Source organism: Burkholderia sp. Bp9016 (genome assembly GCF_003857765.1).
Taxonomy (GTDB): Bacteria; Pseudomonadota; Gammaproteobacteria; order Burkholderiales; family Burkholderiaceae; genus Burkholderia.
Genome location: NZ_QTPY01000004.1, coordinates 122,902 through 148,915, shown reverse-complemented (window position 1 = coordinate 148,915; position 26,014 = coordinate 122,902). Strand labels below are relative to the sequence as shown.

The 26,014-nt window shown below is 63.9% G+C and carries 23 protein-coding genes; 20 read left to right on the top strand and 3 right to left on the bottom strand.

What is annotated here, in order from left to right:
- Positions 1-30 precede the first annotated feature (30 nt).
- Positions 31-669: a Pr6Pr family membrane protein gene (locus tag DIE13_RS06800; RefSeq protein WP_124826425.1), complete on the bottom strand. Its 639-nt coding sequence runs from the start codon at positions 667-669 to the stop codon at positions 31-33.
- Between the two features lie 228 nt (positions 670-897).
- On the opposite strand from DIE13_RS06800, the gene DIE13_RS06795 reads away from it, so the two are divergent.
- The 5 genes from DIE13_RS06795 (at position 898) to DIE13_RS06775 (ending at position 6,522) form a co-directional block, all read left to right on the top strand.
- Positions 898-1,431, top strand: a complete 534-nt coding sequence (locus DIE13_RS06795) for a cytochrome b (protein ID WP_124826424.1) — start codon at positions 898-900, stop codon at positions 1,429-1,431.
- 158 nt (positions 1,432-1,589) lie between these two features.
- Complete coding sequence (locus DIE13_RS06790) at positions 1,590-1,958, top strand: DUF2946 domain-containing protein (RefSeq protein ID WP_124826423.1); 369 nt, start codon at positions 1,590-1,592, stop codon at positions 1,956-1,958.
- A gap of 83 nt (positions 1,959-2,041) precedes the next feature.
- Positions 2,042-4,171, top strand: a complete 2,130-nt coding sequence (locus DIE13_RS06785) for a TonB-dependent copper receptor (RefSeq protein ID WP_124826422.1) — start codon at positions 2,042-2,044, stop codon at positions 4,169-4,171.
- Between the two features lie 221 nt (positions 4,172-4,392).
- Positions 4,393-5,487, top strand: coding sequence for a triacylglycerol lipase (locus tag DIE13_RS06780; protein WP_124826421.1), 1,095 nt, complete (start codon positions 4,393-4,395; stop codon positions 5,485-5,487).
- A 3-nt stretch (positions 5,488-5,490) separates the two neighbouring features.
- The gene (locus DIE13_RS06775; RefSeq protein ID WP_124826420.1) at positions 5,491-6,522 is read left to right on the top strand and encodes a lipase secretion chaperone; all 1,032 of its coding nucleotides are present in this window, start codon (positions 5,491-5,493) and stop codon (positions 6,520-6,522) included.
- A 9-nt stretch (positions 6,523-6,531) separates the two neighbouring features.
- Here DIE13_RS06775 and DIE13_RS06770 read toward each other — a convergent pair whose 3' ends face one another.
- Positions 6,532-8,052 carry a PLP-dependent aminotransferase family protein gene (locus tag DIE13_RS06770; RefSeq protein ID WP_124826419.1) on the bottom strand — a complete coding sequence of 507 codons (1,521 nt, stop codon included), beginning with the start codon at positions 8,050-8,052 and terminating at the stop codon, positions 6,532-6,534.
- A gap of 109 nt (positions 8,053-8,161) precedes the next feature.
- Between DIE13_RS06770 and DIE13_RS06765 the strand changes: the two genes are divergently transcribed.
- The 5 genes from DIE13_RS06765 (at position 8,162) to DIE13_RS06745 (ending at position 14,318) form a co-directional block, all read left to right on the top strand.
- Positions 8,162-9,259, top strand: a complete 1,098-nt coding sequence (locus DIE13_RS06765) for an ABC transporter ATP-binding protein (protein ID WP_124826418.1) — start codon at positions 8,162-8,164, stop codon at positions 9,257-9,259.
- Positions 9,260-9,337: 78 nt separating this feature from the next.
- Positions 9,338-10,384 carry an ABC transporter substrate-binding protein gene (locus DIE13_RS06760; RefSeq protein ID WP_124826417.1) on the top strand — a complete coding sequence of 349 codons (1,047 nt, stop codon included), beginning with the start codon at positions 9,338-9,340 and terminating at the stop codon, positions 10,382-10,384.
- Positions 10,385-10,483: 99 nt separating this feature from the next.
- Positions 10,484-11,749: an ABC transporter permease gene (locus DIE13_RS06755; protein ID WP_175750705.1), complete on the top strand. Its 1,266-nt coding sequence runs from the start codon at positions 10,484-10,486 to the stop codon at positions 11,747-11,749.
- Positions 11,750-11,810: 61 nt separating this feature from the next.
- Positions 11,811-12,647, top strand: a complete 837-nt coding sequence (locus DIE13_RS06750) for an ABC transporter permease (RefSeq protein WP_098553010.1) — start codon at positions 11,811-11,813, stop codon at positions 12,645-12,647.
- 240 nt (positions 12,648-12,887) lie between these two features.
- Entirely contained in the window at positions 12,888-14,318 is a 1,431-nt protein-coding gene (locus tag DIE13_RS06745) for an MFS transporter (RefSeq protein ID WP_124826415.1), read from the top strand.
- Positions 14,319-14,394: 76 nt separating this feature from the next.
- Here the strand turns inward: DIE13_RS06745 and DIE13_RS06740 are convergent, their stop codons facing one another.
- Positions 14,395-16,134 (bottom strand): protease pro-enzyme activation domain-containing protein, encoded by a 1,740-nt coding sequence (locus tag DIE13_RS06740; RefSeq protein WP_124826414.1) that lies wholly within the window; start codon positions 16,132-16,134, stop codon positions 14,395-14,397.
- Positions 16,135-16,816: 682 nt separating this feature from the next.
- On the opposite strand from DIE13_RS06740, the gene DIE13_RS06730 reads away from it, so the two are divergent.
- The 10 genes from DIE13_RS06730 (at position 16,817) to DIE13_RS06690 (ending at position 26,001) form a co-directional block, all read left to right on the top strand.
- Positions 16,817-19,330: a type VI secretion system Vgr family protein gene (locus DIE13_RS06730; protein WP_124826413.1), complete on the top strand. Its 2,514-nt coding sequence runs from the start codon at positions 16,817-16,819 to the stop codon at positions 19,328-19,330.
- Between the two features lie 3 nt (positions 19,331-19,333).
- Positions 19,334-20,335: a hypothetical protein gene (locus DIE13_RS33350; RefSeq protein ID WP_244108858.1), complete on the top strand. Its 1,002-nt coding sequence runs from the start codon at positions 19,334-19,336 to the stop codon at positions 20,333-20,335.
- An 18-nt stretch (positions 20,336-20,353) separates the two neighbouring features.
- Positions 20,354-21,271, top strand: coding sequence for a DUF3274 domain-containing protein (locus DIE13_RS33345; protein WP_260435042.1), 918 nt, complete (start codon positions 20,354-20,356; stop codon positions 21,269-21,271).
- Positions 21,271-22,008, top strand: coding sequence for a hypothetical protein (locus DIE13_RS06720; RefSeq protein WP_233410083.1), 738 nt, complete (start codon positions 21,271-21,273; stop codon positions 22,006-22,008). The genes DIE13_RS33345 and DIE13_RS06720 overlap by 1 nt, the downstream gene beginning before the upstream one ends.
- A gap of 47 nt (positions 22,009-22,055) precedes the next feature.
- Positions 22,056-22,520: a hypothetical protein gene (locus DIE13_RS06715; RefSeq protein WP_124826411.1), complete on the top strand. Its 465-nt coding sequence runs from the start codon at positions 22,056-22,058 to the stop codon at positions 22,518-22,520.
- Positions 22,521-22,925: 405 nt separating this feature from the next.
- Entirely contained in the window at positions 22,926-23,183 is a 258-nt protein-coding gene (locus DIE13_RS06710) for a PAAR domain-containing protein (RefSeq protein WP_124826410.1), read from the top strand.
- Complete coding sequence (locus DIE13_RS06705) at positions 23,180-24,589, top strand: hypothetical protein (protein ID WP_124826409.1); 1,410 nt, start codon at positions 23,180-23,182, stop codon at positions 24,587-24,589. The genes DIE13_RS06710 and DIE13_RS06705 overlap by 4 nt, the downstream gene beginning before the upstream one ends.
- A 217-nt stretch (positions 24,590-24,806) precedes the next feature.
- Entirely contained in the window at positions 24,807-25,130 is a 324-nt protein-coding gene (locus DIE13_RS06700; RefSeq protein ID WP_124826408.1) for a helix-turn-helix transcriptional regulator, read from the top strand.
- Positions 25,127-25,558 (top strand): SRPBCC domain-containing protein, encoded by a 432-nt coding sequence (locus tag DIE13_RS06695; RefSeq protein WP_124826407.1) that lies wholly within the window; start codon positions 25,127-25,129, stop codon positions 25,556-25,558. The genes DIE13_RS06700 and DIE13_RS06695 overlap by 4 nt, the downstream gene beginning before the upstream one ends.
- Positions 25,555-26,001: a DUF1801 domain-containing protein gene (locus DIE13_RS06690; RefSeq protein WP_124826406.1), complete on the top strand. Its 447-nt coding sequence runs from the start codon at positions 25,555-25,557 to the stop codon at positions 25,999-26,001. Before DIE13_RS06695 ends, DIE13_RS06690 begins: the two co-directional genes overlap by 4 nt.
- The last annotated feature ends 13 nt before the right edge of the window (positions 26,002-26,014 follow it).

Genomic DNA, 26,014 nt, shown 5'->3' with positions numbered 1-26,014 from the left:
GTGCGCCATGCGGCGCACACGCTCCCGTCTTCACCCTTCCTTGAGCGTCGCGGCGCCGGACTGTCTCGCATGATTGCCGAGCCAGCGGATTCCGAGCGCAAGTCCCGCCGCGCCGAGCGCAATCAACGAGCACTGGATTGCCACCGGCAGGTAGCCGTGCGGACGCGGATCGACGAACGGGTACGGATACCAGTTCTCCAGCGCGCCGCGCACGAGCGTATAGCCGAGATAGACGAGCGGAAAGCCGAGCCACGCGAACGCGCTGCGCCGCGCGATCGGCGAGCGCGGCTCCACGTACAGCCAGTCGCAAAGCATCACGAGCGGCACGATCCGGTGCAATACCCAGTTGTTGAAGGCAGGCGTGATGTGGCGCAGCGCATCGAGCCGCGCGAGCAGCAGCGCGTAGACGATCGCGGTGATCAGCATGTACAGCACGGCGGCGCCGCGCATCGATTCGTAGCGGGCCGAGCCCGGGCGCGCGATGCGCCGCAGCCCCGCGGCCAGCACCGCGGCCGCGTAGAGGCTGCTCAGTTGCGTGAAGTAGCTGAGATAGTTGCCGAGATGAAAGCTCGGCATGGACCAGTAGTTCGCGATGCTGTGCAGCGTGGTGGATACCGCGAGCAGCGCGGCAATCAGCCGATAGGCTGCAACGAAGAACGCTTTGCTCATGACGGCCGCGCGACGTCGCACCAAAGCTTCATCGTGCCACAGCCGTCCGCGCGCGCGATGCGGATTTTCCATATGCCGGCGTGCGGCGGGGCAGCACCGTTTCTCCAGTTATTTGATTCGGTCGCGCAACAGTGGACACACGGACGGCTACAATCGGGGCAGCCGCCCGGCCCAGGCCAGCCGCGGCGCGCTTTCCCCGAATACAACACGAGAAACACGAGACCAAGCATGAGAAACATCCTTGCGAAACAGACGCGCTACAGCTCGCCTGCGATCTTCTTTCACTGGGCCATCTTTCTGCTGGTGGCGCTGGCCTACCTGGCCATCGAGATTCGCGGGCCGAAAGGCAGCGACAGTCGCGTGTTCTGGATGAACGTGCACCTTCTGGCCGGTACGTTCGTGCTGGTGCTGTCGGTATTGCGCGTGCTGTGGCGGGCGGTCAGCCGCGTGCCGGGAGCCATCCCGCAGGCGACGCTGCTGAAGTGGCTGTCGAAGCTCGCGCATTTCGCGCTGTACGTGTTCATCATCGCGCAGCCGCTGCTCGGCATCATGATGGTCAACATGGGCGGTAAGCCCGTGTCGCTCGACTGGATCGGCGTGTCGTTCACGCTGTTCGGCCCGGACAAGGCGCTCCGGCCGACGATCAAGGAAGCGCACGAACTGATCGGCAATGCGTTCTACTTCGTGATCGGCCTGCATGCGCTGGCCGCGCTCTATCACCATTTCATCCGGCGCGACGACGTGCTGCGGCGCATGGTGTGATCGCCGCACGCTGACGCCACGCTGCAGCCCCGGGGGCGCATGGTTGTGTTGACAACCATGCGCCCCCGGGCCGTTTACCGGTCCGTACGGCTGGCTATCGCACCGAACATTCTGTAACATCTCGGCTGTTTTTACATTTCTCTTACGCACTGCCGCGCATGTTGCATCGACATCGTCACTTGACCGCCTGGCTCGGCGTGTTCGCGATCTGGATCGCGATCGCGGCGCCGCTGGTGTCGCAGTGGCGTATCGCACAGGCGGCGACGCCCGATGCAATCGTCTGCAGTGCAGAGCATGGCGCGCACCGGTCGGCCGGTGCGGTCAGCGCGCACGACCATGCGTTGCATCTCGATGCATGCGGATACTGCGCATTCTTCGCGCACAGCCCCGCGATCGGCGGCCCGGCTGCTGCATCGTTCGCTCTCGTCTCCGTCACGACCGTTTCCGCCGCCGCACTGCATGCCGCCGCGGCGCGCGACGATCGCTATCCGCGCGCGTATCCGCGCGCACCGCCCGAGCGCGCCTGACGCGCTGTCTTCCGTTTTTTCATCGCCGATATCCGTGCGGTCCGTCGAGACCGCGTGGAGGGCGTCACTCGGGCATTCGATCCATGAACACTTTCTCGTTGCGCGCGCCGACGGCGCCGCGCCATTCCCGTAAGCGGCGCGTGCCGCAAATGCTGAAACTCACCGTTCCCGCGCTGGCCGTCAGCGCAATGACCGCGGCGGCTGCCGCTGAACCCGCGAGCGCGGCCGGTACGCCGACCGACGACGCGACCGTGCTGCTGCCGCCCGTCGAGATCGTCGCGTCGCCGCTGACGACACCGCTCGTCGTCGTCACGGATCCGAAGACGCCGCGCCAGCCGCTGCCGGCGAGCGACGGGGCGGATTATCTGAAGACGATCCCCGGCTTCACGTCGATCCGCAGCGGCGGGACCAACGGCGACCCGGTGCTGCGCGGGATGTTCGGCTCGCGGCTGAACATTCTCGCGAACGGGCTGCCGACGCTCGGCGCGTGCCCGAACCGGATGGACGCGCCGACTTCGTATATCGCGCCCGAAAGCTACGACAAGGTTACGGTCGTGAAGGGGCCGCAGACCGTGCTGTACGGTCCCGGCGCATCGGCCGGCACCGTGTTGTTCGAACGCGTGACGCCGCGCTTCGAGCGGCCCGGCATGCGTTTCGAGGGCAGCGTGATCGGCGGCTCGTTCGGCCGCAACGATCAGAACGTCGATGTGACGGCAGGCACGCCGGATGGGTACGGCCGCGTGACCGCGAACCATGCGCACGCGCAGGACTACAAGGACGGCAACGGCAATACCGTGCCGTCGCAGTGGGACAAGTGGAACGCGGACGCGGCGCTCGGCTGGACGCCCGACGATCACACGCGCGTCGAACTGACGGCCGGCGCCGGCGACGGCTACGCGCGTTATGCGGGACGCGGGATGGACGGCGCGCATTTTCGTCGCGAGACGTTTGGTCTGTCGTTCGAGAAGCGCCATCTCGGCGACGTGCTCGACCGGATCGAGGCGCGCGTGTACTACAACGAAGCCGACCACGTGATGGACAACTACACGCTGCGGCAGCCCGATCCGACCAGCAGCATGCCGATGCGCATGGCGTCCGAAGTGCGGCGCCGCACGCTCGGCGTGCGCGCAGCGGCGACGTTCCGCATCGGCGACGACTTCAAGCTCGTGACCGGCGTCGATGCGCAATCGAACCGGCTCGACGCGCGCTCGGCGATGGGGCGACAGAACTACGGCGACCAGCCGTGGAATGCGCAGGCGACGATGTGGAACGCGGGCGCGTTCGGCGAGCTGACCTGGTATGCGGACGACGCGTCGCGCGTGATTGGCGGCGCACGGGTCGACTACGCGAGCGCGCGCGACAAGCGTGCGACCACGAGCGGGATGATGATGAACAAGCCGAACCCGACTTTCGATGACGATCGCGCGCGCGTGCTGCCGAGCGGTTTCATGCGCTATGAGCGAGATCTCGCGTCGCTGCCCGTTACCTGGTACGCCGGGGTCGGTCACGCAGAACGCTATCCCGACTACTGGGAGCTGTTCTCTGCGCAGCGCGGGCCGGCCGGCTCGATCAATGCGTTTTCCGCGGTACAGCCGGAGAAGACCACGCAGATCGACATCGGCGCGCAGTACAAGAGCGACCGCTTCGACGCGTGGGTGTCGGCCTATGCCGGCTATGTGCAGGACTTCATCCTGTTCAACTACGCGGCCGGGATGATGGGCCCGACCACGCAGGCGACCAACGTCAACGCGCAGATCATGGGCGGCGAAGCAGGCGTGTCGTGGCGGCCGGTCGCGCCGCTGCGCGTCGAGACGTCGCTCGCCTATGCGTGGGGGCGCAACGCGACGAGCGGCGGGCCGTTGCCGCAGATGCCCCCGCTCGAGGCGCGCGTCGGGCTCGAATACACGCGTGGCGCATGGTCGGCCGGCGGCCTGTGGCGAGTCGTTGCGCCGCAGCATCGCTATGCACTGAATGAGGGCAACGTGGTCGGCAAGGACTTCGGCCCGAGCGCCGGGTTCGGCGTGCTGTCGCTGCACGCGCAGTACAACGTCAGCAAGAAGGTGCAGGTCTCGGTCGGTGTCGATAACGTTTTGAACAAGGCCTATGCCGAGCATTTGAACCTGGCCGGCAACGCGGGCTTCGGCTATCCGGCGAACGCGCCGGTGATGGAGCCGGGGCGCACCGCATGGGTGCGCGTGAGCGCGAAGCTGTAACGCCTGTCGCGCATGTGCGATGCAGCATGCGCGCGTACGAACGCGGCCCCGCCTGAACGGGCGGGGCGCGTCAACCGATTAGAGAACCGTATCTAGTCGGGGCGCAAACGTTCGCGACTCGTGATTCACTCCCGCATTCGACGCACGCGGCGCCTGCAACGCATCGTGCGCGTCGATCCGATCTCATTCGCACCGGCAGCACAATAATCAGGAGAACATGCATGGCCAGATCGATGCGTTCCAGGGTGGTGGCAGGGGCAGTGGCATGCGCGATGAGCGTCGCGCCGTTCGTCGGGACGACCGCGGCGATGACGCTCGCGACGGCGCACACGGCGATGGCGGCAATCGCGCCGGTGGACAACTATGCGGCGACGCGCTATCCGATCATCCTCGTGCACGGGCTTACCGGCACCGACAAGTACGCGGGCGTGCTCGAGTACTGGTACGGCATCCAGGAGGACTTGCAGCAGCACGGTGCGAACGTCTATGTCGCGAACCTGTCGGGTTTCCAGAGCGACGACGGCCCGAACGGGCGCGGCGAACAGCTGCTCGCATACGTGAAGACGGTGCTCGCCGCGACGGGCGCGACCAAGGTGAACCTGATCGGCCACAGCCAGGGTGGCCTCACGTCGCGCTATGTCGCCGCGGTGGCGCCCGATCTCGTCGCGTCGGTGACGACGATCGGCACGCCGCATCGCGGCTCCGAGTTCGCCGACTTCGTGCAGAGCGTGCTCGCGAACGATCCGACCGGCCTGTCGTCGTCGGTGATCGCCGCGTTCGTCAATGTGTTCGGGATCCTGACGAGCAGCAACCACAACACCGACCAGGATGCGCTTGCCGCGTTGACGACGCTGACGACCGCCCAGGCCGCCACGTACAACCGGAATTATCCGAGCGCCGGCCTCGGTGCTCCAGGCAGTTGCCAGACGGGCGCGCCGACGGAGACGGTCGGCGGCAACACGCATCTGCTGTATTCGTGGGCCGGCACGGCGATCCAGCCGACGATCTCCGCGTTCGGCGTCACGGGGGCGACGGATACCAGCACGATTCCGTTGATCGACCCGGCCAACGCGCTCGATCTGTCGACGCTCGCGCTGCTCGGCACCGGCACGGTGATGATCAATCGCGGCTCGGGCCAGAACGACGGGCTGGTGTCGAAGTGCAGCGCACTGTACGGGAAGGTGCTCGGCACGAATTACAAGTGGAACCACCTCGACGAGATCAACCAGTTGCTCGGCGTGCGCGGCGCGTACGCGGAGGATCCGGTCGCGGTGATCCGCACGCATGCGAACCGGCTGAAGCTCGCGGGCGTGTGATCGATGATGGCACGTGAAGGACGCGCGCCGCTCGCGCGGCGCGTTGCGCTCTACGGGGCGGTGGGGCTCGCGGCGATTGCCGGAGCGGCGATCTGGAACGGTGCGGCATCGCATCGCGGCGCTGCTGCCACGCCCTCGTCGGCGGTGGCGGCGGCGCTTGGTGGCGCGGCCGCCGCGCCGCAGGCCGCGGTGCCGGCGAGCGCGGGCCTGCCGGCACCGCTCGCCGGTTCGAGTGCGCCGCGGCTGCCGCTCGATGCCGGAGGCCATCTTGCGAAGTCGCGCTCGGTGCGCGATTTCTTCGACTACTGCCTGACCGCGCAGAGCGACCTGAGCGCGGCCGCGCTCGATGCGCTCGTCGTGCGCGAGATCGCCGCGCAGCTCGACGGCACGGTCGCGCAGCCCGAAGCGCTCGACGTCTGGCACCGGTATCGTGCGTATCTCGATGCGCTCGCGAAACTGCCGGATGCGGGCGCGGTCGACAAGTCCGATCTCGGCGCGCTGCAACTCGCACTCGACCAGCGCGCGTCGATCGCATACCGAACGCTCGGCGACTGGAGCACGCCGTTCTTCGGGGCGGAGCAATGGCGGCAGCGCCACGATCTCGCGCGGTTGAAGATCATGCAGGACCGCACGCTGACGGATGCGCAGAAGGCCGAGCGGCTCGCGGCGCTCGCGCAGCAGATCCCGGCGGACGAGCGGGCGGCGCAGCAGCGGATCGATCAGCAGCGCGCCGCAATCGACCAGATCACACAGTTGCAGAAAAGCGGGGCGACGCCGGACGCGATGCGCGCGCAACTGACACAGACACTGGGCCCGGAGGCCGCCGCACGGGTCGCGCAGATGCAGCAGGACGATGCATCTTGGCAGAGCCGCTACGCCGACTATGCGGCGCAGCGCGCGCAGATCGACTCAGCCGGGCTGGCGCCGCAGGACCGCGACGCGCAGATTGCAGCACTGCGGCAACGCGTGTTCACCAGGCCCGGTGAAGCGGTGCGCGCGGCCTCGCTCGACCGCGGCGCGGGCGGCGCGAACTGACGCGCACGGTCATGCCGCACGCGTGAAGCGCCGCGGCAGATGCTGCTCGATGGTTTGCGCGAGCGTGTCGAACGCGGGGCCGATCCCTTCGTGCGCGACGCACGCATAGCCGAGCAGCAGCCCGCGCCGTGCGGTGTCCATGCGGCTGTAGTAGCTCGTGAGCGGGCGCACGATCACGCCCGCGTCGAACGCGCTCTGCGTGACGACGCGATCGTCGCACGTGTCGGGCAGGCCGAGCACCAGATGCAGGCCGGCCTCGTCGCCCATCACGGGCAGCGCGTCGCCGAAGCGGGCGCGGATCGCGTCGATCAGCAATTGCCGGCGCTCGCCGTACAGCGTGCGCATGCGCCTGACGTGCGAAGTCAGGTGCCCGTCCATGATGAATTCGGCGAGCACGGCCTGCTGCATCAGCTGGCCCTCGCGGTACAGCTCCGACAGTCCGGTGCGGAATGTGTCGACCAGATGCTCGGGGACCACCATGTAGCCCATCCGCAGGCCGGGGAACAGCATCTTGCCCAGGCTGCCGACGTAGATCACGCGGCCGCCGTCGTCGAGCCCCTGCAGCGACGCGAGCGGCCGGCTGCCATAGCGGAATTCGCTGTCGTAGTCGTCCTCGATGATCCAGCAGCGGTGCTGACGCGCGTATTCGAGCAGCATCCGGCGTCGCGCGAGACTCATCACCATGCCGAGCGGATATTGGTGCGACGGCGTGACGAGCACGAGCCGCGGCGGATGCTGCATGTCGCTCGCGCGCGGATCGATCCCTTCGTCGTCGACCGGCACCGGTGCGAGCGTGAGGCCGGTCGCCTGCAGCACGCTGCGTACGCCCCAGTAGCACGGCTCTTCGACCCACGCACGATCGCCGATGTCGGACAGCAGTCGCACCGCGAGGTCGATCGACTGGTGGATGCCGGTCGTGATGATCACCTGGTCCGGCGAGCATTTGACCGAGCGCGCGACGCGCAGGTAGTCGGCCAGTGCGCGGCGCAGCGGCCGGTAGCCGCCGCCCGGAGCGTAGGTCAGCAGTTCGGGGTTCGCTTCCTTCCACAGTCGCGCCTGCAGGCGGCTCCACGTTCGGCTCGGAAATTCCGATACGTCCGGCACGCCCGGCATGAACGCGCCCCACTGGCGCCGCGACACGCCCGCGTGTTCGATCAACTGTTGGCCGCGCGTCGACAGCACGTCCTGTGCATCCGGCAGCGGCGCGCCGGCGGCCGCCGACGACGGCGCGGCGCCCGGCGCGGGGATCGCGGCGGCATCCGGGCGCGTATCGGCGACATAGGTGCCGCTGCCGGTCGTCGTCAGCACGTAGCCTTCGGCCGTGAGCTGGTCGTACACGTGCAGCACGGTATTGCGGGCGATCGACAGGTCGGCCGCGAGCGTGCGCGAACTCGGCAGTTTTGTGCCTGGCCCCAATTCCCCGGTCAGGATGGCTTGCTGCATCAGTTGCAGCAATTGCCGGTACATCGGCTCGGGCGAGCTGCGGTCGATACGGGCGGAGAGCCAGTCGGCGACGATCACGGTGTCCAAAGTGGTTCCACTCGGAATATTGAAATGGTTCCCTATTGTAGAACCGTATGCGCCGTATAGTGGCTCGCATCTCGAAAATGATTGTCGCGCAGCAGGGGAGACAGCCACGATGAAGTCCGATGATGTGATCGTCAGTTTTCGCGGTGTGCGGAAGACCTACGACGGCGAGACGCTGGTCGTCAAATCGCTCGACCTCGATATTTACCGGGGGGAATTCCTGACGCTGCTCGGGCCGTCGGGCTCGGGCAAGACCACATGCCTGATGATGCTGGCCGGCTTCGAATTTCCGACCGGCGGCGAGATCCGGCTCGACGGCGAACTGCTGAATACCGTGCCGCCGCATAAGCGCAACATCGGCATGGTGTTCCAGAACTACGCGCTGTTCCCGCACCTGACGGTCGAGCAGAACGTCGCGTATCCGCTGACGGTGCGCAAGCTGTCGGCGGCCGAGCGCGCGGAGCGCGTCGCGCATGCGCTGAAGATGGTGCAGATGGAGCGCTTCGCGAAGCGCTATCCGGCGCAGTTGTCGGGCGGTCAGCAGCAGCGCATCGCGCTTGCCCGTGCGCTCGTGTTCGAGCCGAAGCTCGTGTTGATGGACGAGCCGCTCGGCGCGCTCGACAAGCAGTTGCGCGAACACATGCAGTACGAACTGAAGGCGTTGCACGAGAAGCTCGGTGTGACGTTCGTCTACGTGACGCACGACCAGGGCGAGGCGTTGACGATGTCCGATCGTGTCGCCGTGTTCGACAAGGGCATCGTGCAGCAGCTCGACACCGTCGACCGCCTGTACGAGTCGCCGTGCAACGAATTCGTCGCGAACTTCATCGGCGACAGCAACCGGCTGCGCGGAACCATCGCGCGCGTCGACGGCGAATTCTGCGAGTTCAGGCTCGGCGACGGCACCACGCTGCGAGGCCGCCGCATCGGCGATGCGGCCGAAGGCGCGTCGGCCGTCGCATGCATCCGCCCCGAGCGCATGAGCCTCGCGAACGGGCACGCACCCGTGAGCGGTGCGGCCAACCGCGTGGCCGGCGAAGCTCGCAGCCTCATCTATTTCGGCGATCACGTGCGCATGCGTTGCGCACTGCCTGGCCAGGACGAATGTTTCGTGAAGGTGCCGCTCGGCACGGGCGCGCTCGACGCGTTCTCGCCCGGTGCGCCGGTGTCGCTCGCATTCGCGCCCGAGCACCTGCGCGTGTTCGCGTAACACATGGTTTCCCCGGTTTTCCGCAGCACGTCGTCAACAACAACTGCCCACTTCCACCACGAGAGGAGAGGAACCACCATGAACCGAGCAAGCTTTACCGCACGTCGCACCGCGGTCGCACTGGCGCTCGCCGCTTTCGGCGTATCGGCCACGGCGGCCGAACTCACGGTCGTCAACTTCGGCGGCGCGAACGGCGACGCGCAGAAGGCCGCGTTCAACCAGCCGTTCGAGAAGGCGACCGGCAACAAGGTCACGGCCGTCGAATACAACGGCGAGCAGGCGAAAGTAAAGGCAATGGTCGAGGCGAAACACGTCAACTGGGACGTGGTCGAAGTCGAATCGGGCGACCTGAACCGCGGCTGCGACGAAGGGCTGTACGAGAAGCTCGACTGGTCGAAGATCGCGAAGAAATCCGATCTGATTCCTGAAGCGCCGCAGGTGTGCGGCGTCGGCTTCTTTGTGTGGTCGACCGCGCTGTCGTACAACGCGGACAAGCTGAAATCGGCGCCCACCGGCTGGGCCGATTTCTGGAACGTGAAGAAATTCCCCGGCAAGCGCGGGATGCGAAAGGGCGCACGCTACAACCTCGAGTTCGCGCTGATGGCCGACGGCGTCGCACCGAAGGACGTATACAAGGTGCTCGCCACGAAGGCCGGCCAGGACCGCGCGTTCAAGAAGCTCGACGAGCTGAAGCCGAACATCCAGTGGTGGGAAGCCGGCGCGCAGCCGCCGCAGTTCCTGGTCGCCGGCGATGTCGTGATGTCGACCGCGTACAACGGCCGCATCGACGCCGCGCAGAAGGAAGGGAAGAACCTGAAGGTCGTGTGGAACGGCAGCATCTACGACCTCGACTACTGGGCGATTCCCAAGGGCTCGCCGAACAAGGCGCTCGCCGAGCAGTACATCGCGTACACGCTGACGCCGAAACCGCAGAAAGGGTATGCGCAGCACATCGCGTACGGCCCCGCGAACGTCGCGGCGATCAAGTCGCTCGACGCGAAGACGCTCGCGAACCTGCCGAACTCGCCGGCCAACGGCAAGAACGCGGTGCTGGAGGATATCGGCTTCTGGACCGACCACAGCGACGAGCTCGAGCAGCGCTTCGCCGCGTGGGCGACGAAGTAACCGTTCAGGGATCCTGATGCAACCGGCCGCGCGTCGCGCTGAACGCGTCGCGCGGCATTCCGCCGGATCGCGCCCGGCCGGAGAGAACCGTTGAACACGATGACGATCGCTCCTTCCTCGCCGTCGACAGCCGCGCTCAAGCGCGAACTGAAGGCCGCCGAGGCCCGCAAGCGCACGATGGCGCTGCTGCTGATCGCGCCGCTTGCGATTTTCCTGTTGCTCATCTTCGTCGTGCCGATCGGCACGCTGCTCACGCGTGCGGTGCAGAATCCGGAGATCGCGACCGCGCTGCCGAACACGATCGCCGCGCTGTCGGGCTGGGACCGCAAGACGCGGCCGTCCGACGCCGCGTATGCCGCGCTCGCGGCCGACATGACGAAGGTCGCCGACAGCGAGGCGATGGGCGCGCTTGCGCGGCGTCTGAATACCGAGATTCCCGGCTATCGTTCGCTCGTCGCGAAGACGGCGCGCGCTATGCCGCTGAAGGACGACAACGATGCCGCAGCCGCAGCGCTCACGCCCGCACAGACGCGTGCGAAGTTGATCGACCTCGATTCCCGCTGGGGGGACGTCGCATACTGGCAGTCGATCGCGAAGAACGGCAGCCAGCTGTCGCCGTTCTACCTGCTTGCGTCGCTCGACCACAAGCAGGATGGCTTCGGCCACATCGTGCAGGCCGATCCCGACCAGTCGATCTATCTCGCGATCTTCGGCCGCACGTTCGTGATCGGCGTCGCGGTCACGCTGTTCGCGCTGCTGCTCGGCTATCCGCTCGCGTACTGGATCTCGACGCTGTCGGAGCGCCGCGCGAACCTCGTGATGATTCTCGTGCTGATTCCGTTCTGGACATCGGTGCTGGTGCGCGTCGCCGCGTGGATCGTGCTGCTGCAGAGCGAAGGGCTGATCAACAAGGCGTTGATCGGCAGCGGGCTGATCTCGCATCCGCTGACGCTGCTGTTCAACCGCGTCGGCGTATACATCTCGATGACGCATATCCTGCTGCCGTTCATGATCCTGCCGCTCTACAGCGTGATGAAGTCGATTCCGCCGACTTACCAGCGCGCGGCCGTGTCGCTCGGCAGTCATCCGTTCGCCGCGTTCTGGCGCGTGTACGTGCCGCAGACCTATCCGGGCATCGGCGCGGGTGCGCTGCTCGTGTTCATCCTCGCGATCGGCTACTACATCACGCCCGCGCTGCTTGGCGGTCCGAACGACCAGATGGTCAGCTATTACGTCGCGTACTTCACGAACGTGACGATCAACTGGGGCATGGCGTGCGCGCTCGGCGGCCTGCTGCTTGCCGCGACGCTGGTGCTGTATGCGGTGTACGGACGCTTCACGCGCACGAACGTGAGCCTCGGCTGAGCGTCGCGCCCGGCATGAGGCACGAAAAACGAATACGCAATACAGGAAGGGGATGCCGATCATGAAACTCGCCAGGCCGCTGTTCGCGCCGCACATGTCGTTCGTCGAGCGCGCGTGGTACGTCGCGTTGCGCGTGCTCGTCGTGCTCACGCTGCTATACCTGATCCTGCCGGTGCTCGCGATCGTGCCGCTGTCGTTTTCGTCGAGCACGTTCCTCGTCTATCCGATTCCCGGCTTTTCCACGCGCTGGTACGAGAACCTGATCGCATCCGACGAGTGGCGGATGGCTGCGAAGAACAGCTTCATCGTCGCGCCGTCGGCGACCATCGTCGCGACCGTGCTCGGCACGCTCGCCGCAATCGGGCTCACGAAGGCGAACTTCCGCGGCAAGGCGCTGCTGATGGCCGTGCTGCTGTCGCCGATGATTGTGCCGGTCGTTGTGGTCGGCGTCGGCATGTACTTGTTCTTCGCGCCGCTCGGGCTCGCGAATACATACACGGGCCTGATCGCCGCGCACGCGGCGCTCGGCGTGCCGTTCGTCGTCACGACGGTCGCCGCCACGCTGCAGGGCTTCAATTACAACCTCGTGCGCGCCAGCCTGTCGCTCGGCGCGAATCCGGTGACGACGTTTTTCCGCGTGACGCTGCCGGTGATCGCGCCGGGCGTGATGTCGGGCGCGCTGTTCGCGTTCGCGACGTCGTTCGACGAAGTCGTCGTCACGCTGTTCCTCGCGGGCGCGGACCAGACGACGCTGCCGCGCCAGATGTTCACCGGGATCCGCGAGAACATCAGCCCGACGATCGCCGCGCTCGCGACGATCCTGATCATCTTCTCGACGAGCCTGCTGCTCGCGCTCGAATGGCTGCGCGGACGCAACGCGCGGCGCGCGGTGTCGTAACGGCGCGCAGACGCAACGTTCGGCGTATCGATCGTTGCGTCCCCAACGACACGGCGCACCCGGTGTGCTGCGCCAAGGCTTTCGTTTTGCTGACTGACGACGCACTTGCCTGCACGTTCGATGCGGCTCTGCAACAATACGGTTCGCGGTGCAGCGCGTTCCGTTCCTGCCGCACGGAGCGCCCGTCGCCGCGCCGCTCAATCCGCGACGCTGCGCGTCGCTCGTCAGACGAGCCTCATCTTGTCCGAATTCGCTTCTTCCGCCGCAGCCCGTGAGCCGGCCGTCAACTGGCGCGCGATGTCCGCCGTGCTGCTCGCCGTCGCGCTCGCGACGCTCGACACAGCGATCGCGAACACCGCGCTGCCCGCGATCGCCGCCGACCTGCACGCGTCGCCGGCCGCGTCGGTATGGATCATCAACGCGTACCAGCTCGCCATGGTCGCGACGCTGCTGCCGTTCGCGTCGCTCGGCGACATCGTCGGCCACAAGCGCGTGTATATCGCCGGCCTTGCGGTGTTTACGCTTGCGTCGCTCGGCTGCTCGGTCGCATCGACGCTGCCGCAGCTGACGGCCGCGCGGATCGTGCAGGGCTTCGGCGCGAGCGCGATCATGAGCGTGAACGTCGCGCTGATCCGCAACCTGTTTCCCGCGCACCGGCTCGGGCGCGGCGTCGGATTCAACGCGCTCGTCGTCGGCGTGTCGTTCGCCGTAGGGCCGACGATCGCGTCGCTGATCCTGTCGGTCGCCGCATGGCCGTGGCTGTTCGCGGTCAACGTGCCGCTCGGCGTGGTCGCGCTCGCGGTGGCGATCCCGTCGCTGCCGCAGACGGCGCGCGGCAAGCATGCGTTCGATCCGCTCGCCGCGCTGTTCAACGTAATCACGTTTGCATCGCTGATCTTCGCGCTCGGCGAATTCGCGCAGCGCGGGCCGCTTTCCGTCGTGTTCGCCGCCGCCGCCGTCGCGCTCGCATTCGGCTGGCTGCTGATTCGCCGCCAGGCCGGGCACCCGGCGCCGATGCTGCCGGTCGACCTGTTTCGCCGCCCGGTGTTCACGCTGTCCGCGCTGACGGCCGTGTGCGCGTTCGCCGCGCAGGGGCTCGCGTTCGTGTCGCTGCCGTTCTATTTCGAAACCGTCCTGCATCGCAGTGCGGTGGAGACCGGCTTCCTGATGACGCCGTGGTCGGCGATCGTCGCGCTCGCCGCGCCGATCGCGGGCCGGCTGTCCGACCGTTATCCGCCCGGATTGCTCGGTGCGATCGGGCTTGCGCTGCTGAGCGCGGGGATGGTGTCGCTTGCCGCGCTGCCGGCGGCGCCGGGCGTCGTCGACATCGGCTGGCGGATGATGCTGTGCGGCGCGGGCTTCGGCTTCTTCCAGTCGCCGAACCTGAAGGCGCTGATGTCGAGCGCGCCGCCCGAACGCAGCGGCGGCGCGAGCGGGATCATCGCGACCGCGCGGCTGATCGGGCAGGCGACCGGCGCCGCGCTCGTCGCGCTGTCGTTCGGGATCGCGGGGCGGCACGGGCCGACGCTCGCGCTCATGCTCGGTGCGGGCTTTGCCGGCGCCGCGAGCGTCGCGAGCGGGCTGCGGCTGTTCGCGCCGTCGCATCGGGCCGGTGCGCCCGTCGCGTCGGCGCCGGTGAAGGAGCACGCGACGGAGCGGGATTCCGCGTGAACCTGGTGCCGGATAATCGCGGGGCAGGCGCGCGATGCAACACCACCGCGCGCCGTCATGTCAAATCACATCTCGCTCAGAAGCCGCCCGTCTGGATCAGCTTGTTGAGGTTCGAGATGTTCAGGCTGCCGAAGCCGGTCGGGTAATCCCAGCCGGTGCCTGCGGTGTAGCCATACCCCTGATAGCCGTTGTTTCCCGATACGACGTCGTAGCGCACGAGCGACGGGTTCGACGGAATGTCCGCATAGAACTTCGCGGCCGGGAAACCGAGGCCCGTGCCGTTCGCCGCGAGCAGGCGTGCCCAGAAGCCGGTGAAGATCGGTGCGGCTAGGCTCGTGCCGCCGATCTGCTGAAGCTGGCCGTAGTTGTAGATGTATGCGCCCGTGCTCTGAGCGGCGTCGAACGACACGTCGGGCAACCGACGGTTGCTGCCCGGCTGCCACGACGGTGCCGGCAGGATCGAGCTGACGCCGCCACCCGTGGCCCATAGCTTGCCGTTGCTGTCGAGGCCTTCGTTCCAGACCGTTTCCTTCGAGAATGCGCCGGCCGAGGTCGTGTACAGGGTCGTGCCGCCGATCGCGAGCACGTGCGGCGACGCGGCCGGCCACGACACTGTGTAGTTTGCGCCGTCCGGATAGCCGCGGTTGTTGCACTCGTACACGCCTTCGTCGCCCGACGACACCGAGAATGTCTGGCCTTGCGCGGCGGCCGTCGTGAAGATCTGTTCCTCGGCATCGAGCGTGCCGTCCGCGCTCGCATCGGTTTCGCACCAGCCGAGCGACACGTTGATCACCTTCGCGGTGTTGTCCGACACTGCACGGTTGAACGCCTGCGTGAGCCCGGTGTTGCCGGCCGCGTTCAGGTCCGCCATGTAGAACACGAGCTTGCCGACCTGGCCGCCGGCCGAGCCGACGATCGACTGGCTGTCGAGATCCCATTCGCCCTGGCCGTCCTGGTCGTCGCTGTAGCTGCCGGTCGTGCCGGTGCCGTTGGTCTTCACGGTCTGGGTCGCGACCGTGCCGTAACCGTTGCTCGACGTGAACTGCTTCAGGTCCTGCAGCGTCTGCGAGACGCCGCCGATCGTGACGATCCCGACCGTCACGCCGGCCGCGGTCGGCACTCCGGTCGCGTTGTAAAGGCCCGGGAATTCCTTCGGATAATGGCCGGTGGCCGTGCCGGCCGCAAGCGTCTGCGGCTTAGCGACGTTGCCGATGCGCAGCATCGGCCGTGCGCGTGCAACGTTCTGCAACCCCAGCACCGAGCCGACGACGTCGCCGAGCGCGCGCGGCACCTGTGCGGTCGACGCGTTCGCGAAGCCGGAGCGGCCCGCGTACTGGAAATGCACGAGCGATGTGTTGAACGCGGTCTTCACCGTGCCGGCCGTGCCGTGCGCGGACACCAGCAGCCGGTTCGGCGCGACCTCGATGTTCACGAACCCGCTCTTGCGCAGATAGTCGACGACCGACTTCACCTGCGCTTCGGTCGGCGCATAGTTCGCGAGGAATTGCTCGGGCGTCAGATACTGGCGGTAGTGTGCGCTGCCGGGCCGGTTCACGTCGCGCGCCAGTTGCTTGAGTTGCGCGGCATTACGCAGCTTCAGGCTGACGACGACGTTCGTCGTTTCGCCGGCCGCGAGTTCGAGCGACGGTGCCGCGCTGCGCGCCATCAACTGCGGGCCGGTCAGAAAGGCCTTGGTGTGGGTGTCGACCCAATCCGTCGTCGCGTGCGCGGCACCGGCCACGAACACGAGCGGCCACGCGTACGCGAGGCGGCGGGGCGACGGAAGGGGAAGGGCAAACCGGGCGTTCCTTTTCATCGGGAGTCCTTTTTAGGAGAGACGACGTTGCTGGAGCCCATAGCCCTTGTGGGGCCGCGAGCGGTGACGAGCGTAGGGCGTCGGCGCCGTTCAGGTAGCTGCCAGTTTCCATAGCTGTCAGTTCTGACATCGATGCACGATGCCGCATGTGTCGCGCGGCGCCAGCGGAGGGTGGCCGCCATTGGCGAGGGAACCGGTTCGCGGCACCGCGACAATGCGGCACGTGACGTTCGTGCGCGTAAATCGTTCGCCATCGTGCCGAAATGCGCGCGATGACGCGCGGACGAATGCGTAAGCGCATGATTTGCGATCGGCCGCGACCGCAGGCGATGTCGCACTATGTGGTCAAACGAAGCGAGGTGGCCTGGGGCGGGTGCGCGGTTGCATGGAAAAGGCGCCGACTGGCCGCCTGCACATCCCGAATTGTGGAACAACGCGTCGTGTAGTCTTTCGGACTGCTTTCGATTGCAAGGGCGCCGCCGCGAATTAGAGCAAAGATTCGAAAATCGGGCGAACCTGCGTCAGCGAAACACGGAATCCATTTCCGCTACATCGGGATGTCAAACCGATTCGGGGTTGCGAATCCAGTTTTTTGCCAATTTCAGATTCGTCCTATGGCGACTTGGCTCCCTTCCTAGCTAAAGTCGCGTGGTCTATTCCGCAAACGTTTCCGGAGGATTGATTGACCCCGAGCACGGCCGATCCGGATACACCCGCACGCGCGGGCGTCGACATCCACCAGTTCTACAGTCTCGATATCAAGGGTGCGCCCGCTGCCGCGCTGGCGGACGTCTACGAGTTCGCCGGGGCACGCGGAATCGGAGAGCCGACGAAGTACACGATCCGGTTCACGCACCCTCGCCATGACCTGTCCCGCACTGACTTCCTGAAACGGATCGGTGCGTTCGTGATCCAGCCGCCGCCGCGTGACCAGTGGAGCCAGCCTGAAAGCGCACGTCGCGTGCAAGGCGTGGTGACGGGGTTCGCCCTTAAAGCGACCAACCGCGATCAGTCGTTGTACGAGATCGTGCTGGAGTCGCGTCTGGCGCTGTTGCGCAATGCGCCCAAATGCCGGTTCTTTCTGGACAAGACCTTTCCCGAGATCATCGAGCAGGTTCTGCGAGAGCATGAGTTCAACCAGATCTTCGCGCGCTTTGAATTCCAGTTGCATCGCACCTATCGCAAGCGCAGCTTCGTGATGCAGTGGGGCGAGGACGATTTGGCGTTCATCACGCGCCTGTGCCGACGCTCGGGCATCTGGTTCGTATGCGAGGAAGGCGAGCGGTGCGAGCGAGTGCGCTTTGGTGACGATTACGCGTACTACCGTCGCGATCCTGAGCGCCTGACGGTTGCGTACCGGCCGCACAGCGGGCTCGAAACAGGAGGCGTCGAGTCGGTCAGCGCGCTCGAGATGCGCGCCAGGACTTTGCCATCCGCCTACGCGGTGCGCACGTTCAACACAGAAGCAGCGATATCGGAGCCGATCGAGGCCGTAAGCCCGATACGCGACGACCGCACCACTTATGGTGAAGCGTATACCTGGGGGATACCGAATCGGAGCGAGGACGAGGCGAAGGAGGAGGTGCAACTGCGTCGCGAGGTAGCGCTGGCCGGTCAGGTCGAGTACCGCGGCGAATGCGACATGCTGGACCTCACGCCCGGCTCGGCGCTGAAACTGTCGAACCGGGAATTGCCGGATGCGAAGCACGGGTTGCTCGTGGTGCGGACGATATGCGGCGCGAGCCGGAAGAAGTCATATCACGTGACGTTCGACGCGATTCCGTCCGATCGCCAGTATCGAATGCCGTTGAAGGAAGAGGCGTGGCCCCGGATCGACGGGGTGATCACCGGGACGATCGCGTCGTCCGGCGGTTGGCGAGATCCCTATCTGGATGGTCAGGGCGAATACATCGTCGATCTTCATCTGGATCGCGACACACGGGCGCCCGGCCTGCAAAGCTGCCCGATGAGGCTGGCGAAGCCGTTCGCCGGGCCGAACCAGACGGGCTTTCACTTCGGGCTCGTGGAAGGCACGGTGGTCGGCGTGAGCTTTCTGTGGGGCTGCGTGGATCTGCCGTTCATCAGCCATGTGCTGCACACCGCTCAGCATACGGACCCGATTGTTGCGGGCGTGCCCTGGGGCACGCGCAACACGATCCGCACGCGCTCGAACAACACCGTCGAGCTGGACGACCGGGAGGGCCAGGAACACATCAAGGTCGCGACCGAGCACGGCAAGACGCAGCTCAATCTCGGCTATACGGTGGGCCGGGACCAGCGACTACGCGGCGAGGGCTTCGAACTGCGCTCCGACGATCGCGGGCACGTCCGTGCGGGTGGTGGCCTGCTGCTGTCGTCCGACAGGCAGGAGAAGGCGACCGGACAGTCGTCCGACATGCGGTCGATGACGAACCAGTTTGCGTTGACGCAGGCGCAGGCTCGGGGATTGACCGATGCCGCAGCCGTTGCGCATGCGGAGATCGCAGACCTGAAGTCAGAAAACGCTTGGCTGAAGGACGAACTCGCTGGCCTGAAGACAGCCGTGATTGCGCTGTCCGCGCCGAACGGCGTAGGCCTGGCAACGCCGGATCGGGTGATGGTGTCGGCGGGCAAGGACGTTAGCGTCGGCACGTCGTCGCGGTTCAACGTGAATGCGCTTCGGAATATTGCTATTGCAGCAGGTGAGGTGCTGTCTCTGTTTGCACACAAGTTCGGCGTCAAGCTCTATGCCGCCCGAGGCAAGGTTCAAATCCAGGCGCAGTCCGACGCGATGGAGATGGTGGCGCAGAAAGACATGCGAATCACCAGCGCCGACGGTACCACGACCGTCAATGCCGCCAACGGGGTGGTGCTCGGCGGCGGCGGCACGGCCTACATCAAGGTGCAGGGCGATAACGTCGAGATTGGCGGGGCCGGCTGCCTGATCCTCAAGATCATCGAAATCCAGAAGGAAGGACCGGGTGCGCTGTCGCTGCCCCTACCGAAGTTCGATCAAATCGATATCGCGAACGACGAGCGGTTCATTCTCAGCGACGACATCACCGGTCGACCGATTGTGAATCGGCCGTACAAGATTCAGTTGGCTAGCGGGCAGATTATCGAGGGCGTCACCAACGGCAAGGGGGAGACCTCGTTGAGCCGGCAGGACGTTGCGCATGGACTCAAGCTGCTGCTTCAGAACAATAAGGATGTCTGATTCATGACCGACCAGACAAACCAGGCGGATGGCACGGGTGACGAGGCAGATGCGACGAAGCCCTATCAGCATGACACCGCCACGCGCATCGTGCCGATGAGGCGCGATCATCTGGGGCAACCGTATTGGGAGTCTTATCACACGCCGAGCAGTTTCCAGGTGCGGGCCGAGTGCCGCATTCCTCCTCATATGCCCGGCATCATTATCTTTGTGCATGGCGTGAATTCCACGGGGGAGTGGTATGACGCGGCGGAGCAGGCGTTGTGTGCCGGATTGAATGATCGTTTGGGCCGCACGGAAGAAACGAAGCTCGAAGCGAACTCGTATATCGTTGAAGGTTCCGATGGCCGTCCGATTCCGCGTCAGATTGATCCGGCAAAATCCGGGCATTCTCCCGTGATTCGGTTCTATTGGGGCTATCGTTCTGCAAACGGCGACGAGCATAAGTGGCGCATCCCAATGCGCAATCCGCGCGGCATTGATCTATGGGCGTGGGGGGCAGAATGCGTAAACAAGGAGGAAGGTCCTTGGTATTGGGGAGGTGGTCCTTTCCAGAACGGCACCAACAACCTGCAGCAATTGTGGAGCTACGAGGGATTCAGGCGTCACGTGCTCAAGTTCGACATGGAGTCGTTGAATACAGAGGCTGATCGCCAATTGCAAGACGCCCCTCCACGCACATATTACGCGCACGCGGCTCAACGACTGGCCGATTTGATTGACCGGATTCGCAAAGAGTGTCCACGCGATACGGTGTCAGTGATGTCGCATAGCCAAGGGACGATGATCGCGCTGGCGGCGACGGCCTTATGCAAGACACGCGCACCCGATGCAGTGTTCGTAATGAATTCGCCGTATTCCCTTGATGACAAGGTCACGGATGCCCTAGCCTGCGGCGCGGAGCGTCCGACTCCCGACGCGCGCGTCAATACCTTCCGGAATATTGCCAATCGGATCAAGCAGGACAAGCGCGAGATGGACGAGGAGCGAATGATGCAGCTTTAGTGCGGAGCGTCGGAAGATATGGATCTCTGGCGACCCGACAACCAGCGCAAGTCCGGCGTTCATGAGCGCGACAATCACGGTCGTCTTTATGTGTATTTCACACCGCATGATCGCGTGATGGGCGCGGTGCCGCTGCAAAGTATCGGCTGGCAGGGCGTGGATGACAAATTGCTTCGTGAGTTGGGTGATACCGTGAAGCAGCGCATGCTGGCACGCGGTACGCCGGTGGGCGACGTACCGGGCGAGAAGAGGTTCGGTACGCTGCCACCGACTCCCGACGACAAGCTTGTGCCCGGAGCGAAGTCGACCGATTTTTGGAACGGCAACCGGAACATCTTTACACCGCTCATGAAGTTATGGGCGGTGCCGCATCCCGATAAATCAGTAACGATCAACGCCGAGGAGGTGCCGTATCCGATTACGGAAGACGAGATGCAGCAGTTCGAAAATTCACGGAAAGGCGCGGATGAAATGGGTAAGTGGGTTCCCGATCCGAATTCCGGGAACTACGCTGATCCTGACTACCGTTACATGCGCTCGATTTTTGAGCCGAGGCACACCGTTACTACCGAGGATATTTATAGTTACCGTCGCGCAACTCGGTTCGAGACGCAGGACGAAATGCTGCAACGACTCGACACCTATCGCGCCGAGCCGACCAATCACAGTACATTGCCGAAGCATCAGGCGTTCATGCGCCGGGTGGTGGCCTACGATTTGCCGATCGGCTTTTGTGATGCGTATGAGAGGCCTGCGTTCTGGACACGCCTGATGAAGTTTGCCGACTGGACGCGGGGCAATGACGACTATTTTGAGTTTGGCGCTCCCCAAAGCATTGTCAAACCTGCCTACATCGATTGGAACACGGTAGCCGAGGAACAAAGCAGGTCCGAAGCCGAACAACTACGGCAACAGCAATGGAAAGGAGGAGCCTGATGAGATATACCGTTTTGATAATCGCACTGCTTGCTCTGACTCAAGGCTGCACCGCGCAGACTCCGCGACGTCCGACCTTCGGGCTTGGAGATTTCATGAGCTCGGCGCTCAAGGAGTTGCCGTATGACTCGCAGCCCCAAGTGATCTATCGGATTGACGATCACCGCTTTGTGACGCTGGAACGTTACCGGGACTGTTATCACGGGGAGTCGTACTACAACGACACTCATGCCGGAATTCGAAAATTTTTAGGGAGAGGCATGTTTGAAAATTTCCAGGGGCGCATTATTAATGCCGATCCGACTGGGGAGAATGTTGTGTTGCCTCTGGCTTACCCAAATGGATTGGTTTGTGGAGATGGCGAAAAAGGTTGTGTGGTGCCGTTTTGGTACTCGACAGATGGTGGCAAGACTTTCGCCACGAAGGTCTACGCGGATCATAGTTTTAATTCATTTGAAGACTCGAGGAGGTATACGTTTGCTGCAACGAAAGATAAGCTGTTTTTTGCTCAGGTCGATTATGGTAATGAAAATGGTAGCGCTTATGTGAAAGAATATCCGCTGATTCCGGGGATTGATTTGAGCAGACCGTATCCGCCCGGCGTGCGCGGCTCAACATTTTCTACATCTAAACGGCCGAATTATTTATATGGTGTCGTTACACCCTCCGGCCAGGATCGAATCGCCTGCGACACATCGATCAAGCCGACAAATCCAGATGCGTCGTTGTTACCTTAGGATCTCCTGAGCGTTCGGCTCAAGGCACACAGAAAGTATATTGGGGTATGTTAAACAATGCTATTGGCTACATTTCTCTGGTATTGGTATTTTTCATTTGCACTAGCTGTGTTCCTCTTCCAACTCCCTATGGAGCGGTGCTGGCCCCTGTTCCGACGCTTATTGATGGCGCCGTGGAATCAGCAGAGAAGTCCAGAAAACGCTCGGCGGAGATAAAATTTTCTCAAGCGGAAAATAGATGGAGATTGGCGGCCGATTGCGAAGCTTATCGTCAAAAAGCAGATGCTGGAGATCCGGTGGGCCAACTTAATATGAATCGAATTCTCTATCATCAAATGTATTTGAAGAGGTCGAATTCTAGATTCGCTAATTATGATGGTGATATGTGTGGGGCGGAAAAATCGGCGTCTGCGACGAGTGAAGTTGAGCGTGAGGCGGAAGGATATTTGGAAATGGCGATGAAGGGCGGATATCCGCCTGCGCTGACATATTTTGAATGCAAAAAAATATAGGGAGGGTGGGGATCTCTGGAGGCCAACTTCGGAGGATGTTGCCTTGCTGATGAGGGCGTCTGAAATGAAAGAATCTCGGGCAAAATATATGCTCGCCATGCATGTCTATTTGTTTGGTATTGATGGGGTCGCGCGTGAGGGTGCGTAAATGGCATATAGATTATTGATGGATGCCTATAAGGGGGGTGGCAGCTCGTGATATTGCGAACATGAACGACCCTTCCAAGTATCCAGGTGAGATAGTGGCGGAATCAAGTGCAGAAAAATCCGTTGTCGAAAAATATTGGGACGATTATCGTGGGGCTATGCGGGTAATTTTTATGGAATGCCGGTGGTAGGTAAGGAAAAAACCTGACCCGTGCTCGGATCTTTACAGAAATTAAATATTTAATTTGGGATTTAAGAATGAAGCTCCCAGTATGCCAAGACGACGCGACAACACACGGCGGCATCGTAAAGACCGCTTCTTCGACGTTCGATCTCGACGGCCGCAAGGTCGCGTTGTTGCATGACGTCGTCTCATGTCCGGAGCACGGCGACAACGCGATCATCGAGTGTGCCGAGGGCTACAGTGAAGGCGGCCGAAAATGGGCTGTACACATGTGCCGAACGCAGTGCGGTAGCCAGGTGATCGCCAGCAGCACGGGGATGAAAATCGCATGAGCAGAGCATGGACCCTCCCAGGCGTCGCAGAATATCAGTACGGCAAACCTCCCTCGATCTGGTGGGGCGTGCTCGCCGTGGTCGTCATACAGACTGCGGGCCTGCTCATCACGGTAGTCAACTGGGAGCAGGGGAAACCGGTGATGTCCGAACCGTTTTTCGGGCGCGCCTTCCTGTTGTCGCTGCTGATATCGGGCGGCGTATGCGCGCTGATCTATTCCGGCTACGAGGATTGGATCGAGCGGGTCGACTGGTGGAATTTCCTGTGCCGCAGCGAGCGGGCGACGTGGCGGCAATGGGCGCAAGCTCACATGGTGATCGTCGATAGCATCGCGTTGACGCCCGAGCCCGAGTTGGGCGAACGTCTGCTTGGCCTGGAGGGCAGCGCGCCGATCAACCCAGGCAAGATCCTGCCTTTGCCGGATACGGAAGGTTCGACAGGCGTATCGCGGCTCGCGATGGTACTGGAGCAACTGATGAGCCGGTTCTCGGCCAGCCTCGCGCATCATGATGCGTCGGGTCATGCGGTCGACGTGATCCTGCAATCCGCCGACAAGGACGATCTGACCGAGCTCCGAGCGGTCTGGAAGAAACTGTACCTGCCCGATCTCGTGCAGTTCGGGTGGGTGCCATTCGGTGCGAAGCAGGCAAATATCGAGACGTGGTTCGACAAGGAATGCACGTCCGATTTCCGGCTATTGCTGGGCTGCCAACTACATGCGGAGGGCACGGAGCCGGCCTGGTCCGAGGCCGCCGTGGCGATGTTGCTTACGTCGCCGCGCGTAGTCGCGAGCCTCAAGGGAACAGTCCGGCCACAGGCCCGCTTATTCCGCCCGATTGCGATGCCGTCCGATTCCGTGGTGGAAGCGCTGGAAACGCTGCTGGCGTCGGAGCAGACGCCGCGCCGGCGCATCCGGCACGCATGGATAAGTGATCTTCCGTCCCAGGGGCGTCATGCAACGCTCGGCGCCATCGACGATGCAAGGCTGGAACTGCCGGTGCACGACGTCGATCGCGCGATCGGCAAGCCGGGGCCGGTAAATGCGCTCTTGCTTCAGGCGCTCGCGGCACAGATGGTCGCGCATGGCCAGGGCGCGCAACTGGTTGCGTCTGCTAGCGCCCAAAAGGTGCGGCTGAACCTGGTTGGAACCGAACTCGTACCTGTGCCTCGCGTCGATGCAGGTTATGCGCGTCTGCTTAGCTTGTCTGTCACCGTGGCCGGGAGTTGTTGGCTGGGCGTGGTCATGGTCGGACTGAATGCCCTCAACGCATCCCCTGGGTGGTTCTGGGCCTGTATCGGCGGGTTCGTCTTGCTGTTTCTGATCCAGGTGGGCGGCTCGTACTTGAGGCGTAACTTGGTGGAAGATGACTTTTTCCGACAACTGCGACGTATGGAAGCCCGATGATGAGGTTGCTTGATGCATGGCGTGGAATCGAGCGCGCGGCGATTGAATAAGAATTAGAACAAGTACTGGATTCCCGATGGGCGGTGTGGGTTTTTCTCTCAGCCTTCCTGCAACCGGCTCCGTCGCCACGGTCGTGAATATCCGCGAAATTCCTCCTTGACACTCGCTGGCTGGCCGCTATCTTTCAATCAATAACCATCGAGTTATGAATTAACTCATGCAAAACGCTCACGACATGCTGTTCCGGACACTCGCCGATCCGACGCGCCGCGCGCTCTTCGAGCGGCTGTGCGAGGAGGGCGAGCTGACGGTGGCTGTGCTGACGGCCCATGCAGGCGTGTCGCAGCCGGCGGTATCGAAGCATCTGGGCGTACTGAAGCAGGCCGGGCTCGTGAGCGACCGCCACGAAGGCCGGCAGACGCACTACAGCGCGCAGCCGCAGGCACTGACTCCGTTGATCGACTGGACCAGCCAGATGGCCGGCTTCTGGCAGAACCGGTTCGACGCTCTCGAGGATCTGTTGAAAAGGATGGATCAATGAATCAGGCCACTACTGAAACGCGTACTGTCGTCGTCGAACGGGAACTGCCGCATCCGCCGGAGAGGATCTGGCGCGCGCTCACGCAGCCGCACCTGATCGAGGCATGGCTGATGAAGAGCGATTTCGAGCCGGTTGCGGGCCGCGCGTTCAGCTTTCGCGCGGACTGGGGTGCGGTCGACTGCACGGTGCTGACGATCGAGCCGCAGCGGGTGCTTTCCTATACGTGGGCCGCCTATGGCCTCGAAAGCGTCGTCACTTGGACGCTCACGCCGACGCCACGCGGCACGCTGTTGCGGATGGAGCAGGCCGGCTTCCGCACGGACCAGGAGCAGGCATACCGCGGTGCGCAGCACGGATGGGTGCAATTTCTTGGGTCGCTTGAACAGGTGTTGGCGCGTCCTGATGAAGACCGGGACGCCGGGGCATGAGCACATCCGCCCTGGACCTGAACGCGTCGGCCCGCATCGACGCATTGATCGCCGGGATCGCCGACTGGCGCGGCAAGACGTTCGCGGAGTTGCGCGATACGATTCTCGCGGTCAACGACGGCATCGTCGAGGAATGGAAGTGGATGGGCAGCCCCGTGTGGTCGTGCGACGGGATGATTGCGGTCGCGAATGCGCACAAGGGCAAGGTGAAGCTGACGTTCATGCATGGCGCGCACCTTCCCGATCCCGACGGGTTGTTCAACGCGGGCCTTGAAGGCAATGCGCGCCGTGCGATCGATTTACTCGAAGGCGACAGGCTCGACAAGCGGGCGCTGAAGCGCCTCGTTCGCGCGGCGATCGACTACAACCGCGCGCATCTGAAGAAGAACGCGCGATCAGGTTCCTCCGCGGGCGCGAAGGCGCGAACTAGCAAGGCGGCGTGACGCGCGAGCCGGC